Source organism: Aeoliella fuhlenseeensis (assembly GCF_052161615.1).
GTDB lineage: Bacteria > Planctomycetota > Planctomycetia > Pirellulales > Lacipirellulaceae > Aeoliella.
Genome location: NZ_CP197417.1, coordinates 3,703,871 through 3,720,600 on the forward strand (window position 1 = coordinate 3,703,871; position 16,730 = coordinate 3,720,600).

A 16,730-nucleotide genomic window follows, 5' to 3' on the forward strand; every position below is an offset into this window, starting at 1 on the left:
TAGCAGGAGGCACACGTGCCTCCGCGAAGGATTCTCATAGCGCTGATCGAGTTGCAGATACCGTGACCTGTCGCCACGCGTCAGCAATCGGAACACAAGCGATGTAGCTCGCGGACCGCGTGGCGGTCCGGCTATGGTGCTTGCGATTGCATCGTGATTAACGGCCGCCGCGACCGCCGCCACGCCCACCTCGATCACCGCCGCCGCCTCGGCCACCACCGCCTGGACCTCCGCGGCCGCCGCCCTGTTCCATGCGTTGACGCATTTCCTGGAATCGGCGGATCATTTCTTCGCGTTGGCGGGCTTGATCGCCACCACCCTCACGGCCTTGCTGTTGACCGGCGTTCTGCTGCGTGGTGGTTGTGACGGCTTGCTCGCCAAGGATGTTGCCAAGGGCTTCTTTGATGGCGTTGGTGTTGCTGTACTTGAGCGACACGATCTGCGTTGACTGAGCGCTGTCGAGCTGCTCGGTGTCGAGCTGGGCGACTAAGGCTTTCACTTGATTGAATAGTTCGTCCGGAGCGCGGACCACTAGGCTGTTGCTGCGGGTGTCGACGGTGACCGACATCTTCGCGGGCTCTTGCGCCGCGGCGTTATCGCCCCCTGGTCCGCCTTGACGAAGCATCTTCATGAAGTCTTCAGGCGAGGGCTGGCCACCAGCCCCACCTTCGATGCGATCGGCGTAGAGGCTCTTTACCACGTCGGCAACGGTGGCAGCCGAGGTGTTGTTCACTTGGATCATTCGCGGCAGGCCACCGGCTTCGATGTCGGTGGGGCCGATGCGCTGGTCGATCACCTGCAGTAGGCGAAACACTTGGTCGATGTCGTCAGGGCGTGCGTAGACGATCAGCATGTTCAGCCGGGCGTCGGTCACGATGTCGACTCCAGCGGCGGAGAAGCCAGTCGCGGCACCCGAGCCACCAAGGCCGAGTAGGTCGCCCATCAAACCACCACCGATGTCGCCGAGCGCGGCGTCGGCGATACCACCCATGAGGCTGTCGCCACCGGTTCCGCCCGACGCACCGAACACTTCGCCAAGAATCGCCGCGGCGGTCGCAGCCTTGGCATGCTTGAGATAGAACACAGCGTACTCGCGGCCGCTGGTGGTCGCCGTGGTGGATGCTTCGAGCAAACGTTCGAAGGCATCGAGCGCTTCGAGATCGTCCGAGGCAATCAACAGGCCGCTAGGGCCGGGGGCAACCAGAATCGGCGATCCCGGCTTGGCCTTGGTCGTAGGGACGGTTTCTTCGGTCGCAGGTGTGTTGTCCGTTGCTGGGGCTTCAGCTGCTGGCTCGGTAACGGGTGCCGCGAGTTCATCCGTCTCCGGTGCTGCCTGGGCGGGATCGGCTACCGCGACGACGGAACCTTCCGATTGGCCAGCGAAGACGGCGGGCGTCGCACGAATGCGGCGCTGCGTGTTCGCACCACGGTCGCTCGGCACGGGCTGGTCGATTTCCTCTTCTTCTGGCGCGCCGAATCGGAACATGCCTTCGACGTCGAGACCTTCCTCGGGCGCGGCGGTATCAGGCGAGTCCTGCTCGGCCGGACGGTAAGAGCGGATCGCCACGGCTGGCGAGACCATCTTGATGGGATTCGAACGGAGCGTGGGCCAAATCTGGCCGAGCTGATCGAGTGCCGAGCGAGCCTCGGACGACGTGAGCGGCAGCAAACGGACGTTACCACGGTCGGTAGCCGCGTAGTCGGCGTCGCCCGATTCGCCCATTTGATTGAGGAGCGCGCGGATTTGTTCGATCTGCGATTTGCTACCGCGGACCATCAGGCTGCGACTCGACAAGTCAGCATCGACAATCGGAGCACGCGGGTTGGCTCCCTCGCCGGTGGTGATGCCGAATAACTTGTTGATCGACAGCAGCGCGAGTTGGGGCTCGACGGAGCTGAGCGGGATCACCTCGATCATCCGCGCATCTTCTTGCATCTGGCCGAGCGTCGCGCGGATCGTGTTGTGGTTGCGCGACGTGGCAAGCGCCACAAGATTGCCCGTTGCGGGGTCAATGGTGAGGCGTGTACCAGGCTCGTCGGCAAGCAGCGTTTGCAGCACAAGAAGTGTCGCATCGGGGTCGGCTTGGCTGACGGGGTAGACTTCAAGTTGGAGCTGATCCAGCGGACCACCCCCTGCCCCGGGGACATCAACCAGCTTGAGCACTTCCTCCAAGCGGCGAATCATCTCGGGCGTACCGAACGCGAGCAGACGGCTACCGCTGCTAGTGTCGACCGCAAGACGCAACGTTCCGTCGGCGGTGGCAAATTGATCGATCGGAATGTTGAGCATCTGACGGAGCACGGGAAGCACCGCGCTCGCCGAAGCGTATTGGAGGTCGTACGGCTTGATGTCACCCGTCTTCAGCGACTCGGGATCTTCGATCGCTTCGATTACTTTGCGAATCGCTCGAATGCGCCCGGCAGTTTCGGTGACTTGCAGCATCCCAGCACGCGGTAGCACCACGACGGCACCTTGCGGGCCAACCATCCGGCTCACTTCTTCCGAAGCGGCCTCGGGGGTCATGTTGCGAACATGAAACAACACGCGGACGAGCTCGTACTCGCCATGCTTGTCGAGTTCGTCCAGCGGAATGTCGGTCACCAGATTGGGCGGAATGCCATCTTCGAGGTTTACCAGCACCAGCATCCGCTCGCGGCGTACTAGCGTATAACCTTTGGTCAGCAATACGCTGTTAAGCACGTCGAGCGCTTCGGCCGGCGTATAGCTGCGGCTGTCGGTGTAGTTGAACGTTCCGGAGGGAGGCGACTCAAGCACCAGCGACAGGTCCGATTGCTCGGCGAACCAGTCGAGCACGTCCTGCCACGGTTGGTACCGGAAGTTGAACGACAGCTTGCCGTCGGCGTCGGCTTTCGGGAACGTGCTAATGTCGGCGGTCGAAGGCGCTGGCTCGGATCGTGACGATTCGCCACGACTTGAAGAGCCGCGCGAAGGACCGTCTTCCTCATCGTCCGAACGACGCGAAGGACCGCCGAAGCTAGGACGCTCGCCACGGCCCCCGAAGCTGGGACGTTCGCCCGCTTCGCGACCACCGAACCGGCTGCCGAAACCACCGCGTTCGCGCGAGCTTCCTGGTCCCCGATCTTCTGTCTCTTCGCGATCGTCGTCGGATTCTTGGTCTGCAGCTTGTTCACTTCCTTCAGCCGGCGCCGCTTCGGCGTCGGGCTTGGTCTCGTCGGCAGCGGAATCCTCCATCTGGGGCTCGGCAGTGCCCTCGGGGATCGCCTCGCCGTCGGAGCTGGCTTCGGTAGTCGCGGAGTTCTCCGCGGCGGGTTGCTCGTCCGTGGGTACGGCCTCAGAGGTTGGCTGCGGGGCTGCAGCCGGGGCTTCGCCGAGCGGTTCGTAGAACTCGTTGGGCTTGGTCGCCGCAAGGGTATTTAGCGAGTCGATCTGGGCGTCGCTCAGGATGATGGCCATCTGACGCTGCGACTCGGCACGGAGGGGGCGGAGCTTCTCGCTGCGCTCTTCGGGCGAGAGGTCGCGGACCTGGGCGGCCACGGCCAGCGCGGCGGCTTCGCGGGAGTCGAGCAGGTCCAGCAGCTTCTGCTCTTGGTCGTCCGTCAGCTTCAGCGTCGCGGTAGACGACGGCTCGGTCGCCAGAGCCAAGAGACCAACGAACTCCGCCTCGGCTGCCAGTAGCGGGCTGGCGATTGCCAGGCAGAGCGTGGCTACACAGGGGAGCGTCCAGCTCCGTACGCGGGCGAAGGTTGAGATCGTCGACATCGAAGCGGGCATATTACAAATGTGTCCGGGGAGAGGAATCGGCGCGAGGTTTGCGAACCTAAGCACCGACCAGATAGCGATTTAAGGCGGGAAGAGCGTTGAGGGCGGGATTACTCCATGATAGGCAGACCCCGGCGCTCTCGCCACCGGTTTTGCGGTGCTCCGGGCGGTTTCGGTTTCAAGCGGTCCGTCGGCATTTGCCGAAGTTGGCCGGGGTGGTTACGTGTCGAGCTGGGAAAGTTGGCGAAAAACGACCTGGAAACATGGATCATCTGGGTAACTTTTGACGATATACCAATACAATCACGTTCGAGCCGGGCACCGATGCCCAGCCCAAACGGGGAGTGCGGCCCGCGAAATCCTTCGCACCGCCCTCACAGCGTGTGCCAAGGACGCCAGCGCGCTACCCACCAAGAGTAGTAACCCCGCCAGAGTGTCCTCGGTGTCGCCAATCATGACCGCCCGCCCAGAATACCTGTTATTCACCGAAGCCCTGCGCCATGCGTCGGGCCAATATCTTTGGCGATTCCTGCTGCTGCGAGCTGGCAGCCACGAAACCATCACCGCCAGCGACCTCGTCACCGAGGATTCGGCTAACCGCAGCGAGCTCTTGGCGGTTGTCCGCGGCCTGGAAGCCATCGACGGCCCCGCCTCGGTGCGGCTGTTTACCAGCAGCGACGCCATCCGCCATGGGTTCGCTCGCGGACTCGCTCAGTGGAAAGGCCAGGAGTGGCATTGGGAGCGGTTTGGCCGCCGGGTGCCGATTCGCGACTGCGACCTCTGGCAGCGCGTCGACCACGTCCTGGCGTTCCACACCGTCGAGTCGCGATTGTGGGGCGAAGCCGATCACGTGTCGGACGAGCTCACTGCCGCACCGGCCGAAGAAGTCGCCGCACCAAATACCGCCAGCACGGAAACCAACACCCTGCGGTTCGACGAGCCGGAAGTGCTGGTCGTTCCCAAACCAAAACGCTCGAAGCGGCGCGTGGAGTCGCTTCGGGAACCAGCTTTGCTACCCGCGGGATGAGAGAAGTGGTTGGGCTGGAGGAAAAGCCGGCACGACCACGGCCCTTACGGGCCCCGCTCGCTGAAATCATTAAATTAGTAGTCACTAGAAACCTAACGCTTAACACCCCTCCGATATGCGTACTCAAGTTAGCTTGGATGCCGTCGCCCCGTTGGTGCATGGATATCACCAAAATCCGTTTGAAGTCCTCGGCCCACACGAAGTGACCGAGGATGGCCGCCGCGGCCTTGCGGTGCGAGCGTTCCTGCCGGGAACGCAGCAGGCCTGGTTGGTGGACGAGGCGCATGGTCGCCGGCGTCCGATGCGTCGTATTCATCCGTCGGGTCTGTACGAAGCCATCTGCCCCGCGCAAGATGGCAACGGGCAGGACATCGCGCGAGGCAAGTATCACTTTCAAATGACCGACAAGCACGGTATCGAGAAAACCATGAAAGACCCCTACGCGTTCGAGCCGCTCCTGACCGACTACGACCTGCACCTTCTCGGCGAGGGGAATCACTGGGACAGCTACAAGCGACTCGGTGCCCAGCTCCGTGAGATCGATGGCGTCAAAGGCGTCAACTTCGCCGTATGGGCACCTAACGCCGAAGGCGTGAGCGTTGTGGGCGACTTCAACGAGTGGTCGACTACGTCGCATCCGATGCGGAAGCACATCCCCGGCGGCGTGTGGGAGCTGTTCGTGCCGGACATGGGTGTTGGCACGCTTTACAAGTTTGCCGTCAAGCAACTGGGTGGCCGCGTTGTCGAGAAGTGCGATCCCTATGGGTTCGCCGCCGAGGTACCGCCGCGGACCGCGAATATCGTGACGGACCTCAATTCGTACACCTGGCAGGACAGCGACTGGCTTGCCGAGCGCGAGAAGCGCAATGGTCTCGACGCGCCGATGTCGATCTACGAGGTTCACCTCGGTAGTTGGCAACGCGACCCGGCGGACCCCGATCGTTGGTTGAGCTACCAAGAGCTTGCCCCCAAGTTGGTCGAATACTGCCAGCGGATGGGTTACACGCACATCGAGCTGATGCCGGTGAGCGAGCATCCCTTCACCGGCAGCTGGGGTTACCAACCCGTCGGCATGTTCGCCGCGACGAGCCGGTATGGTTCGCCACAGGACCTGATGTTCCTGATCGACCAATTCCACCAAGCGGGCATTGGCGTGTTCATCGACTGGGTGCCTGCCCACTTCCCCAAAGACGATCACGGCCTGCGTCAATTCGATGGCAGCGCCCTGTACGAGCACGAGGATCCTCGCAAGGGCGAGCATCCCGACTGGGGGACCATGATTTACAACTACGGCCGGAACGAGGTTCGGAACTTCCTGATCTCGAACGCCCTGTTCTGGCTCGACAAGTACCACATCGATGGGCTGCGCGTCGACGCGGTAGCATCGATGCTGTACCTGGACTACAGCCGCGAGAGTGGCGAGTGGGTTCCCAACATGTTTGGTGGCCGCGAGAACCTCGAGGCGATCGACTTCCTCAAGAAGTTCAACGAAGAGTGCCACCTGCAACACCCCGGCACGCTGACCATTGCCGAAGAATCGACCGCTTGGCAAGGCGTTTCGCGACCGACCTACTTGGGCGGTCTTGGCTTCAGCCTGAAGTGGAACATGGGCTGGATGAACGACACGCTGCGGTACATCCGCCACGAGCCAATTCATCGCAAGTACCACCACGACGAACTCACCTTCTCGCTGATCTACGCGTTCACCGAGAACTTCGTGCTCCCATTCTCGCACGACGAAGTGGTGCACGGAAAAGGCTCGATGCTCGACCAGATGCCGGGCGATATGTGGCAACGCTTCGCCAATCTTCGGTGCTTGTACGGCTACATGTGGGCTCACCCCGGAAAGAAGCTGACGTTCATGGGTAGCGAGTTCGGCCAGTGGAACGAGTGGAACTGCAACGCGTCGCTGCAATGGGATTTGCTCGAATGGGAGTCGCACCAAGGTCTGCAAAACTACGTGGCGCACCTCAACAACCTTTACACCAGCGAGCCGGCTCTGCACGAGGTGGACTTCGACGGTGCGGGTTTTGAATGGGTCGATTGCCACGACCATGAAGCGAGCACCCTGGCGTTCCTGCGCAAGGCGAAGGATCCTAAGGACTTCGTGCTAGTGTGCATCAACTTCACGCCGGTCCCGCGTCAGGGCTACAAGATTGGCGTGCCCGAGGCGTGCTGGTACGAAGAGATCAGCAACAGCGACTCGGCTTACTTCGGCGGCGGCAACGTCGGCAACGACGGCGGTATCCTCGCCTCGAACAACGAAAGCCACGGCCGCCCCGCGTCGATGGAAGTCACCCTGCCCCCGCTGGGCACCGTGATCTTCAAACCCCGCCGCGATTAGTAACGAAGCAAACTCATCCACCTCAGCCCGCGGCGGAAGCCGCGGGTTGGGGGGGGGATGAATGTTATTTAGTGATTTGCACTTTCATCAGCGTCCTCGAACGATCAAACGCAGCACTACAGCGGAGTGGCATGCCACTCCGGAGTCGGCGGATCGAATCATCTCGCTTCGCTCGCTCGTCTTGGGGCATGATGTCGAGAGCTCGTTCGTAGATGGCGACGGCCTCCCGAAAATCGCCAAGCTCCGCTTTCGCGGCAGCCAACAGCGTCAAATACCTCCATTCTGGGTCATGACTTTCCGCGCACAGCTCAGTGGCAAGCTTGTGGGCACGAACTCCATCTCGGATTGCATCTACGGGTGCTAACGCGAGTAAATAGGCAATCGACTCCTTCGCCTTCGAAGTCTCCGCTACCTCCAGCGACTGCTCGAATGCCTCCAGCGCGCGTGGGTAATTTTCCAACATCTGGTGGCAAGATCCTATCCAGCAATAAAGGCCAGCTAACTCTCGGTGATTCAATTCAGTTGTCTTCAGTATCTCACTGAATCCATTCAGAGCCTTTGTATAGTCGCCAGCGTAGTAACAGGTGGCGGAGACGGACTTGAGACTGTAAGCCCACCACTTCTTGCGATCTTCGTCAGTGGGATCTAGTCTCAAGCTATGTTCGAAGGCAGAAAGCGCGTCGTCGTACTCATGCAGGCTCTGATTGCAGCATCCGATCCAAAACCACAACTCGGCCGACAGTTTACCGTCGTCCATTTCCAAGGCCGCTTCGAAATAGCCGAGAGCAAGCGAGTAGTCTTCTTCATCGTAATGCCGATACCCCACCTGCATCATCGCCCTCACCCACCAAACCATGAGTTCGGGGCGATCGTTGCCGAGGTCCTGCGCCGTCTCAAAGGCCTCAATGGCTTCGTCGAACCTCCCTAGGCAAAAGTGACACGCCCCGATCCAGAACCAAGTGGACTCCGGCCGCTTCGCACGGCCGCTAGCAAGCGTCTCCGAAAAGTAAGCCAGTGCCTCTTGATATTCTCCCCGCTCGTAAGCGAGTGCACCTGCCGACTTCTTCTTGCCGCTTTCGGACATGGAACGACTCCGCCGTAAACTGGACGATCGCGCGGCAACGGACTGGATTGATACAGAGCTCTAATTGCAGCTACTACCTACCAACTTACAGGGGCGACTAGTGGGATGCCACACTTGATCGATGAAGACTCCATACAACCTGTGACGGCCCTCAACTTTACGATGATGGGGCGCTTCCAGCAGAGCTGCATCTCCTAGACCGGCGACAAGCGTGAACAAGAGGGGCAAGCGCCTGCTACGGATTCACGACACCCCACGCATACACCACCACGAACAGCACGAAAAAGACTGTCAGCAGGTGGTATCCCGCGGTGAGCCACCACTTGGTGAGGTGTGGCTTCACGTCCAAGACGCCCTGGAGCCCCAAGCGAATGCCCCAGAAGGCGAGACCGTACGCGCACACAGCGCGGGCGAGGAGCGAGCCGCTCGCAAGTTCGTCGTGGCACACGATGCAGATGAGGCCCAGGCTCACGATACCAAGCACCACGTAGCCGCCGTAGACCCAGTACATTTGGCGAACCAGTCTTGGCAGCACCGCGAAGGTTTCCCGCCAGTTGAGTTGCACCGGCACCAGCGCGCTGGCCACCAAGACGCAAAGCTGCGCGATGCCCGCGAAGAAGATGGCGCTTGAGAGATTGAAGTCCATGGCGAAGCTCGTAGGCTAGCGGGAGTCCAGTGCTAGGCAGCACCAAGTGCCTGCATGAATGGATAGATGATGTTGTTCACGAAGTACGCGTGAAACAACAGCGGTGCGGGGAGGGCGATCACTAGCGCGGCGAACATTCGTCCCCGCCAACCTCGCCCTAATCCAAGACGCTTGCCGATCGTCGAACGTTCGGAAAACATTCCGACGGGCTGCAAGAGAAAGTAGAGTGTGGGCAGCCCATACCCACCGCCGGCTGGTAGGGAAATCACGATGTCGTGAACCACGCCACTGAACACAAAGCCGGCAAGGATACCCCAACGCGGCCCCACCCAGCGAGTGAATGGCCGGAACAGGAATCGGTGGGCGAGATCACGAAATGCCGTGTTCCAGCGCCTGCCCCAGAAGTCGCTGATGCCGGTGCTGAGGATCGGCCAGTCCATGAGCGGGTCGGCCTTCACCCCTTGCGATCGCCAGAAGCAACTGAGGAGATGAAACGAGCCGAAGTGCAGCAGGAAGACGAGCCCCACCATCCCCGCCCATCCGAGCAGAAGTGTCGAAGTGGCAGGCAGCAAGTGATGCGCGGTAAAGAACAGGATGCCACCGAACAGAAACTTAGCCGCGGCGAATAGCCATTCGCCGACTGTAGGCCGCTGAACTTCAGAGCTTGGCGCGGTTAGAAACGCCCGAGCGTCGAGGCCAGGCCACGCGACTAAAAACGCGAGATGCCTGAGTGGTGTAGCACCCGGCGCGGGAGTTCGTCGCCAAGTGAGCCACTTGAGGCACGCGAAGAGCGTCACCGCGAGTGCCCACATCAGAGCCCATCGCGGCCAGTCGCCGGGGACCGCAAACCACACCACCGGCGGTAACAGGAGCAGTGGCCACCAGCCACGCAGGGGAGCTATGTCGGTGGAGGCGGCTTGCAAGCTCAGTCCTCCTTCAACCATACCAAGCTGTCCGCCGCGATTGGTGGATCGCCGTTGGCAACGAGCGACTATTCCACGCTCTCTTCACCTTCGTCTTCCGAATCCGCTTCAACTTCGGCATCCTCTTCGGCTGCCGTCGTTTCGTTGGTACGCTTCCACTCGATTTCCGTGTCGTCGAATAGGGCCTTGAGAGCCATGCCACGGGCGTTTTGGGCGTTGTTGCCTAGGAAGGCAAAGCGGCCCGGCCAGAAGTTGGCTTGCTCTAGGAAGTCGGTGCGAAGTTGCTCCGTCGACTCGTACTCGTCGGCGAGACGAACCACGTAAATCACCGAGTCGTCGTAGTTCGGTAGCGCAGTGACTTCGCCCTGCTTGAGCTTGAACACGTCCTCCATGAACTCCGGCCCGATGGCCTTGAGGCCTTGGGGTTGCGACAGTCGGTAGGATGGGACCCGGCTGGTGGGGGCGATGTCCCCTTCGGTGAACTGCGTGAAGGGTGGGGTCTTCGTGACCACGACCTCTGGCTGATCGACGTAGTAGGCCGTCAGATCGAGGCCTGAGTCCTGAATCGTTTTAGCCGTGGTCTTGGCTTTCTCGAGCGCGAGCTTGGCGGCTTGTTCGCGCTTCCACGCGGCCAGCACTTGCTCGCGGGCTTCCTCAAACGTGGGAATACGTGCCGGCTCGTCCGAGGTCTTCATTACTAGGTAGCGATCGCCAAAGCGGCCGATGTCTAGCGTGAGTACCGGCTCGAAGTTGTCGATGTCGCCACCGAACATCATTTGCCACAGCGGCGTGCCACGGTACTTTTGATCGCCGACGGTCTTGCCGACGTTCGAATCGCGAAGCTGCACAATGTCGAGCTCGCCGGTTTCTTCGAGTTCTAGATTCAGCTCCTTCGCGATGGGAGCGAAGTCGACCAGCTCCGCAGGGGGAGCGGGGACGGGCTTCTTCGCCGCTTCGGCGTCGAGCTTTTGACCAAGGTAGGTGCTGTAGTAGGGATTGAGGCGACCCACGGCCCCTTGCATCACGGCGTCGATATTGTCGAAGAACTTATCCTCGGCAATACGACGACGAATGTCGTCCTTCACCTCTTCGAGAGGCTGGTATTTAATCTCTTCTTCGGTTTCTTCGGTTACCGTGGTCTCGGTCTCTTCCGCTTCATCGTCCGACTCCGCCGGAGTTTCGCCTTCGGCCGACTCAGTCGCGTCGTCCGTGGCGGGCGTTTCCTCTTCTGTCTGCTGATAGGCAGCGAGGCGGAAGGGGCTGTCCTTCTTCGTCGCGGCACTTTCAGGCGCGGGATTCTCTTCGCCACCCTCGGCCGGCTGCTCTCCATCGGCAGGAGCGCTATCGCTCGCGGGCTCGCCAGTGGATTCCTCAGCACCTTCAGCGGGCTGCTCAGTGGCTTCGCCGTCGGCGGCGGGCTCTTCGGTCATCGGCTCGGTCGATTCGGCAGCGGGCTCAGTCGACTCCGTCGATTCAGCAGGAGTTTCGCTCGACTCTTCGGCTGGCGTTTCATCCGCCGGAGCTTCGTTTGCGGGGGTTTCTTCGGCGGGTGTTTCTTCCGCTGGCGTTTCCGATGCGGGAGTCTCTTCGACGTCCACCTCGGTGGATTCGAGTTCCGCCGCGATGAACATCGGGTTCTTGCGTTCTTCGTAGTAGGCGGCGACTTCTTCGTCGGTGATTTCTTTGGAATACCGATCGACGTACTCTTCGAAATTCGCCCGCAGGTACTTCAGCGTGATCTTGCGTGGCACATGGAAACCGGGCTCCGACGAGGGCAATTCCACGCCCAGCACGTTTACAGGGAACCCAAATTGTTCTTTGTGCTCGTCGAAGTACTTGCGGAGCACTCCGTCCGTGGGGTCGGCAACGTCGAGGATGGACGTAGCGGGGTCAATCGCTGCGGCTTCGACGACGATGCGATCGTTGGTGCGTTTCCACTCTTCCCAGCGGTTCACGGGAAGCTCGGCGGCAAGCATGTCTTGCGAAGTCGGTCCAACGCCGTAGGCTTGTAGCACCGCGTCGGCGAGCAGTTCGTGACGCAGGATGTTGTAGATTTCGTCGGCCGTTAGCGGGCGATTGCCGCCGGCAATCATCTGCAAAATACCGCGGAGTTCATCTCCGCCGAGTTCATTACGGCCTAGCTCTTCGATGTAGTCGCCAATGGCTTGATCGGAGATCACAATGCCCATCTTGCGACCGCGCTCGGCGAGGATGTGCCTCAATACGACATCCTCTTCCAGCATTTGCTTGGTCCAATTCTCACCGATCCCACCAACGGCCCCCACGCGAGGACCAAAATCGGGGATGCCTGCCAGCTCGGCAGTCTGAGCCCCCACGCCGTCCACGTAGCGGACGAAGCGGTTCGCCATCTGGCGGTTGTAAACCAAGCGATCGAGTTCGCCTTCGGTCAGCCGGCCACCCTTCCAGGTAACGGCAGTGGCCTTAGGATTCCGCTGTCCAAGTGCCTGATTACGCTCTTGGACCCAGTTCGACAGCGGCTCGGCGACGGTAAAAGCCAGCATCAAAATCACGCCGCCGATGACGATGAGAATTTTCTGATAGCGGCGGAAGAACTTAAACATGGCGAAATCCTGTGCCTTAAGCTGGCTCTCTGGCCCCGGGAGGGGCATTAACCCTTGACAGTTTGGCTAGCCGGTCCTATTCGTTGGGACAAGGCCGTGCCGATAAGAGCAAGCCCCCGATTCTATGCCAGATCGACGTAAATGCAATCCCAGTCAGCAGTAGTGTTGACGGAGGGCACCTGTCGGACGACCCACTTTGGGCGCGGTTCCGGCTCGCTCGCGACGATTGACCGCATAAGCTATCGGCGGGCCGGAAATTGGCCAATGCCGATTCCATCGTTCCAAGCGGTACGGTCGTAAAAGTCCTCAGGCTGCACGCTATGTGCCAAGGGCTTATAGTGCGGCCCGAGCGAATGACGAACACACACGTACAACGAAAGCGGGAACTCGGAAGGCAGAAGGGGTGGAATCGATCCTCCTCCGCTGCTCCCTTCCGAACTCCCCCTCGCAATGCGTCCCCATCGCTAACCAGCAACGGTTGGCGATGACCTAGTAGAGACATCGAGCGCAACTCATGGCTAAGAACAAGTCTGCCGGCGGAACCAACGCCCTGGTCATCGTCGAGTCGCCCGCCAAGGCGAAGACGATTGGCAAGTACCTCGGCCCCGGTTTTACCGTCGAAGCCAGTATCGGCCATGTCCGCGATCTGCCGCAGGGTGCCAAGCAGGTACCGGCGAAATACAAGGGGGAACCTTGGGCGAACTTGGGGGTGAACGTCGACAAAGACTTCGAGCCGATCTACGTCGTGCCGCCGGGTAAAAGCAAGCACATCCAGATGCTGAAGGACAAGCTGAAGGACGCTGACGAGCTCTACCTGGCGACGGACGAAGACCGCGAAGGGGAAGCGATCAGCTGGCACCTGCTCGAAATCCTCAAGCCGAAAGTGCCAGTGCACCGCTTGGTGTTTCACGAAATCACCAAGGACGCCATTCAAGAAGCCCTTAAGTCGCCACGATCGGTCGACAATGGCTTGGTGCGGGCGCAGGAAACTCGTCGCATCCTCGACCGGTTGTACGGTTATGAAGTGTCGCCACTGTTGTGGCGCAAGGTACGCCCAAAGCTTTCTGCCGGTCGTGTACAGAGCGTCGCGGTTCGTTTGATTGTGGAGCGCGAACGCGAACGCATGGCGTTCGTGTCGAGCAATTGGTGGGACCTGCTCGGTTTATTCGCCACGGGCAAAGCCGAAACGCTCGAAGCCACGCTCGTGACCGTCGATGGCAAGCGCATTCCGTCGGGCAAGGACTTCGATCCAGCAACGGGCAAGCTGAAGAACGCCGAGATGCGGCTGTTGGGCGAGCAAGAAGCCCGCGCCCTTGCCGACCGCATTCGTAGTGGCGAGTTCACCGTCACGAAAGTCGAAGACAAGCCGTACACCACGAAGCCGTACGCTCCGTTCACCACCAGTACGCTGCAACAGGAAACGAACCGCAAGCTTGGCTTCACGGCTCGGCGGACCATGCAGGCGGCTCAAAGCCTGTACGAAAACGGTCACATTACTTACATGCGTACCGACAGCACCAACCTCGCGTCGGTGGCGATTGAAGACGCGCGTAAGCTGATTGTCGACGAGTACGGCAAAGACTACCTGCCCGCAGCGCCGCGCACGTACACCGGCAAGGTGAAGAACGCCCAGGAAGCCCACGAAGCCATTCGTCCGGCCGGCCATCCATTCCAGTTGCCGGCCGCCATTAAGAGTTCGCTCAACGCGGACGAGGCCAAGGTTTTCGACATGATCTGGAAGCGAACCATCGCCAGCCAGATGGAAGACGCCCGCGGCCGACGCATTTCGATCACCATCGAAGGTGGCGGATGCACATTCCAGGTCAGCGGCAAAACGATCGACTTCCCCGGCTACTTGCGGGCGTACGTCGAGGGCTCGGACGACCCGAGCGCCGATCTCGCGGATCAAGAGCGCATCCTGCCCTCGGTCGAGGTGGGCGAAAAGCTGACGTGCCGCGACCTGTCGGCCAAAGAGCACAACACGCTTTCCCCCAGCCGTTACAGCGAAGCGGCGCTCACCAAGGCGCTCGAAGAGCGAGGCATTGGGCGTCCGAGTACGTACGCTTCGATTATCGATACCATTCAGGCGCGGAGCTACGTGTTCAAGAAGGGCAACGCGCTCGTGCCGACTTGGATTGCGTTCTCGGTCACCAAGTTGCTGGAGGATCATCTCGCGCGGCTCGTGGATTATCAGTTTACCGCGCAAATGGAAGACGACCTCGACGCCATCAGCCGCGGCGAACGTGCGCACGTGGAGTACTTGGAGTCGTTCTACTTCGGCAACGGCAAGCCCGGACTCAAGAAGCAACTGGAACACAAAGTCGACGAAATCGACGCCCGTGGTATCAGTCGCATTCTCATCGGAAAACCCGAGAACGGCGAAGAGGTTTACGTTCGCGTGGGGCGCTACTCGCCATTCGTCGAACAAGGCGAGCAAACTGCATCGCTGCCCGAAGATCTCCCGCCCGACGAAGTAACGTTGGCGAAGGCCCTGGAGCTGCTCGCCCAGGCTGAAAAGGGCGACGAACCGCTTGGCATGTGCCCCGAAACTGGCAAGCCGGTATTTCTCAAGGTTGGCCGATTTGGACCCTACGTCATGCGGGGCCATCCCGACGACGAAGAGAAGCCGCAGAACGCTGGCTTGCTGAAAGGAATGGTGCCGGACGATATCGACCTGGAGACAGCGCTCAAGCTGCTGTCTCTCCCGCGTGAACTGGGCGAGTACCACCCCCCCGCCCCGGCCGCAGCTGCTGAAGCGACAACCGAGGGTGAGGCGAAGACCGATGAAAAAGCCGATGAAAAGGCCGATGCTAAAGCCGATAAGGGCGGCAAGGTGATGGCGTACAACGGACGGTTCGGACCGTACGTAAAGTGCGGCAACGAGACCCGTTCGCTCCCCGCGAACATCTCGCCTCTGGATGTCACGCTCGAGCAAGCGATTGAGCTACTGAAGACGCCGAAAGCGCGCGGCCGTGGCGCAGCCGCACCGAAGGAGCCGATCAAGGTGTTTGAGGGCGACTCCCCCATCACCGGCATGAAGGTGCAAGTGCTCGACGGACGCTACGGACCTTACGTCACCGACGGCGAATCGAACGCGTCGCTCCCCAAGGGAGTAAGCCCCGAAGAACTCGACTTCAACGAAGCCCTGAACCTGCTCGCCGCTCGCGCCGCCGCGGGAGGAAGCACGAAGAAAAAGGCCGCGAAGAAGAAGACAACCGCGGCCAAGAAAACGCCCACCAAGAAGTCAGCGAAAAAGGGCACGACGAAGCGGACGACGAAAAAGAAGTAGGGTTCAACACTAAGGCGAGCGGGGCCCGTAAGTGCCGTGGTGGCCAAAATGACCACACCGCTCCCCAACTTTTTTCGCAGCTTCCCGCGGAATTGGACAGGTCCTCCAAAACACCGAGGTATGAGCACGGCCCTGACGGGCCCCGCTCGCCTTAGGAAATCACTCCCCTTCGGCAATCGCGTAAGCGATTGCGTGCGACCTTGCGTGCGAGATGCTGATGTGCACCCGTTTGATGCCTTGCGACTCGGCCACTTCGCGTGCGCCGGCGTGCAGTGAAATGACCGGCGCACCGCTTGGCATGCTTACGACTTCCACATCGCGCCAACTAATGCCCCGCCGCCAACCCGTGCCTAGCGCCTTCAGCACCGCTTCTTTCGCTGCCCAGCGGCCCGCGTAGTGCTGAGTCGCCGCTTTGCGGGTGCTGCAGTAGGCGATCTCTTGGTCTGTATAGACGCGCGAGATGAAAAGCTCGCCATGCCGCTCAATCATATTGGCGATCCGCAAACACTCGGTGATGTCGGTGCCGATGCCAATGATTTGCATGAGAAGACGCGGAAGGAGGAGTGGGATCGAAAATGCCTAGGATTCGAGCGGAGTTCGCTTCTTACTCGCCAACTCGACGATAACCACCGCCGCGCCGACCAGCAAGACCGCGTCGAGCGTCCACATCAGCAACGCCTGAGCCGTCGCTTCTTCCGCAAAGTAACTCCATATCGACTGCTCGCTCCACCCTGGGCGAAAGAATTCGACTGCCGGCTTTTTTGCCACCGCGTCTCGCCGTCCGGCAAGCGCAAACCGGTAGAGCCACACGTGCTGGACCAACACCGCGACAACGCCAGCGAGTAACGCAACGGGCCAACGCGGTTTGCGGGAGGTCAGTAGGGCCGACGTGCCTACGAGCAGCACGCTCAGCATCGCCCCTGCGGCGAGCGACTGCAGCCCGACGAGGAAAACACCCCGCGACTGCACCAGCGCGGCACCAAGACCTATCACGCTCCCCGACACCACGGCTGCCACGACGAAGGCAAATCGGTGACGCCAGGGCGACGCGAGCGAGCTGTCGGCTGGTTGATCCATTCCACGATTGTCGAGC

At 60.8% G+C, this 16,730-nt stretch carries 10 protein-coding genes; 3 read left to right on the forward strand and 7 right to left on the reverse strand.

Annotated elements, in window-relative coordinates; genetic code table 11:
• Positions 1–157 precede the first annotated feature (157 nt).
• Entirely contained in the window at positions 158–3,742 is a 3,585-nt protein-coding gene (locus SH292x_RS14620) for a secretin N-terminal domain-containing protein (protein ID WP_442481751.1), read from the reverse strand.
• Positions 3,743–4,196: 454 nt separating this feature from the next.
• Here SH292x_RS14620 and SH292x_RS14625 point away from each other — a divergent pair, with 454 nt between their 5' ends.
• A complete protein-coding gene (locus SH292x_RS14625; RefSeq protein ID WP_442481752.1) occupies positions 4,197–4,769 on the forward strand; it encodes an RNase H family protein in 573 nt (190 codons plus the stop codon).
• Positions 4,770–4,884: 115 nt separating this feature from the next.
• Positions 4,885–7,113 (forward strand): 1,4-alpha-glucan branching protein GlgB, encoded by a 2,229-nt coding sequence (gene glgB / locus SH292x_RS14630; RefSeq protein WP_442481753.1) that lies wholly within the window; start codon positions 4,885–4,887, stop codon positions 7,111–7,113.
• Between the two features lie 64 nt (positions 7,114–7,177).
• Here the strand turns inward: glgB and SH292x_RS14635 are convergent, their stop codons facing one another.
• The 4 genes from SH292x_RS14635 to SH292x_RS14650 all read right to left on the reverse strand — a co-directional run bounded on the left by SH292x_RS14635 (position 7,178) and on the right by SH292x_RS14650 (position 12,348).
• A complete protein-coding gene (locus SH292x_RS14635; RefSeq protein WP_442481754.1) occupies positions 7,178–8,197 on the reverse strand; it encodes a tetratricopeptide repeat protein in 1,020 nt (339 codons plus the stop codon).
• Between the two features lie 235 nt (positions 8,198–8,432).
• Complete coding sequence (locus SH292x_RS14640; RefSeq protein ID WP_442481755.1) at positions 8,433–8,843, reverse strand: hypothetical protein; 411 nt, start codon at positions 8,841–8,843, stop codon at positions 8,433–8,435.
• 32 nt (positions 8,844–8,875) lie between these two features.
• Positions 8,876–9,766, reverse strand: coding sequence for an MBOAT family protein (locus SH292x_RS14645; protein WP_442481756.1), 891 nt, complete (start codon positions 9,764–9,766; stop codon positions 8,876–8,878).
• A 68-nt stretch (positions 9,767–9,834) separates the two neighbouring features.
• On the reverse strand, positions 9,835–12,348 hold the full coding sequence (locus SH292x_RS14650; protein ID WP_442481757.1) for a hypothetical protein: 2,514 nt from the start codon (positions 12,346–12,348) through the stop codon (positions 9,835–9,837).
• Positions 12,349–12,862: 514 nt separating this feature from the next.
• Between SH292x_RS14650 and topA the strand changes: the two genes are divergently transcribed.
• Positions 12,863–15,637: a type I DNA topoisomerase gene (gene topA, locus SH292x_RS14655; RefSeq protein WP_442481758.1), complete on the forward strand. Its 2,775-nt coding sequence runs from the start codon at positions 12,863–12,865 to the stop codon at positions 15,635–15,637.
• A 159-nt stretch (positions 15,638–15,796) separates the two neighbouring features.
• Here the strand turns inward: topA and acpS are convergent, their stop codons facing one another.
• Together acpS and SH292x_RS14665 are read right to left on the reverse strand one after the other, a co-directional pair.
• Entirely contained in the window at positions 15,797–16,180 is a 384-nt protein-coding gene (acpS, locus tag SH292x_RS14660) for a holo-ACP synthase (protein ID WP_442481759.1), read from the reverse strand.
• 36 nt (positions 16,181–16,216) lie between these two features.
• On the reverse strand, positions 16,217–16,714 hold the full coding sequence (locus SH292x_RS14665; RefSeq protein WP_442481760.1) for a hypothetical protein: 498 nt from the start codon (positions 16,712–16,714) through the stop codon (positions 16,217–16,219).
• Between the last annotated feature and the right edge of the window lie 16 nt (positions 16,715–16,730).

Bases quoted from the DNA above. Each gene is read 5' to 3' on its own strand.
- SH292x_RS14620 (WP_442481751.1), bottom strand. From the start codon at position 3,742: ATGTCGACGATCTCAACCTTCGCCCGCGTACGGAGCTGGACGCTCCCC.
- SH292x_RS14625 (WP_442481752.1), top strand. From the start codon at position 4,197: ATGACCGCCCGCCCAGAATACCTGTTATTCACCGAAGCCCTGCGCCAT.
- glgB (WP_442481753.1), top strand. From the start codon at position 4,885: ATGCGTACTCAAGTTAGCTTGGATGCCGTCGCCCCGTTGGTGCATGGA.
- SH292x_RS14635 (WP_442481754.1), bottom strand. From the start codon at position 8,197: ATGTCCGAAAGCGGCAAGAAGAAGTCGGCAGGTGCACTCGCTTACGAG.
- SH292x_RS14640 (WP_442481755.1), bottom strand. From the start codon at position 8,843: ATGGACTTCAATCTCTCAAGCGCCATCTTCTTCGCGGGCATCGCGCAG.
- SH292x_RS14650 (WP_442481757.1), bottom strand. From the start codon at position 12,348: ATGTTTAAGTTCTTCCGCCGCTATCAGAAAATTCTCATCGTCATCGGC.
- topA (WP_442481758.1), top strand. From the start codon at position 12,863: ATGGCTAAGAACAAGTCTGCCGGCGGAACCAACGCCCTGGTCATCGTC.
- acpS (WP_442481759.1), bottom strand. From the start codon at position 16,180: ATGCAAATCATTGGCATCGGCACCGACATCACCGAGTGTTTGCGGATC.
- SH292x_RS14665 (WP_442481760.1), bottom strand. From the start codon at position 16,714: ATGGATCAACCAGCCGACAGCTCGCTCGCGTCGCCCTGGCGTCACCGA.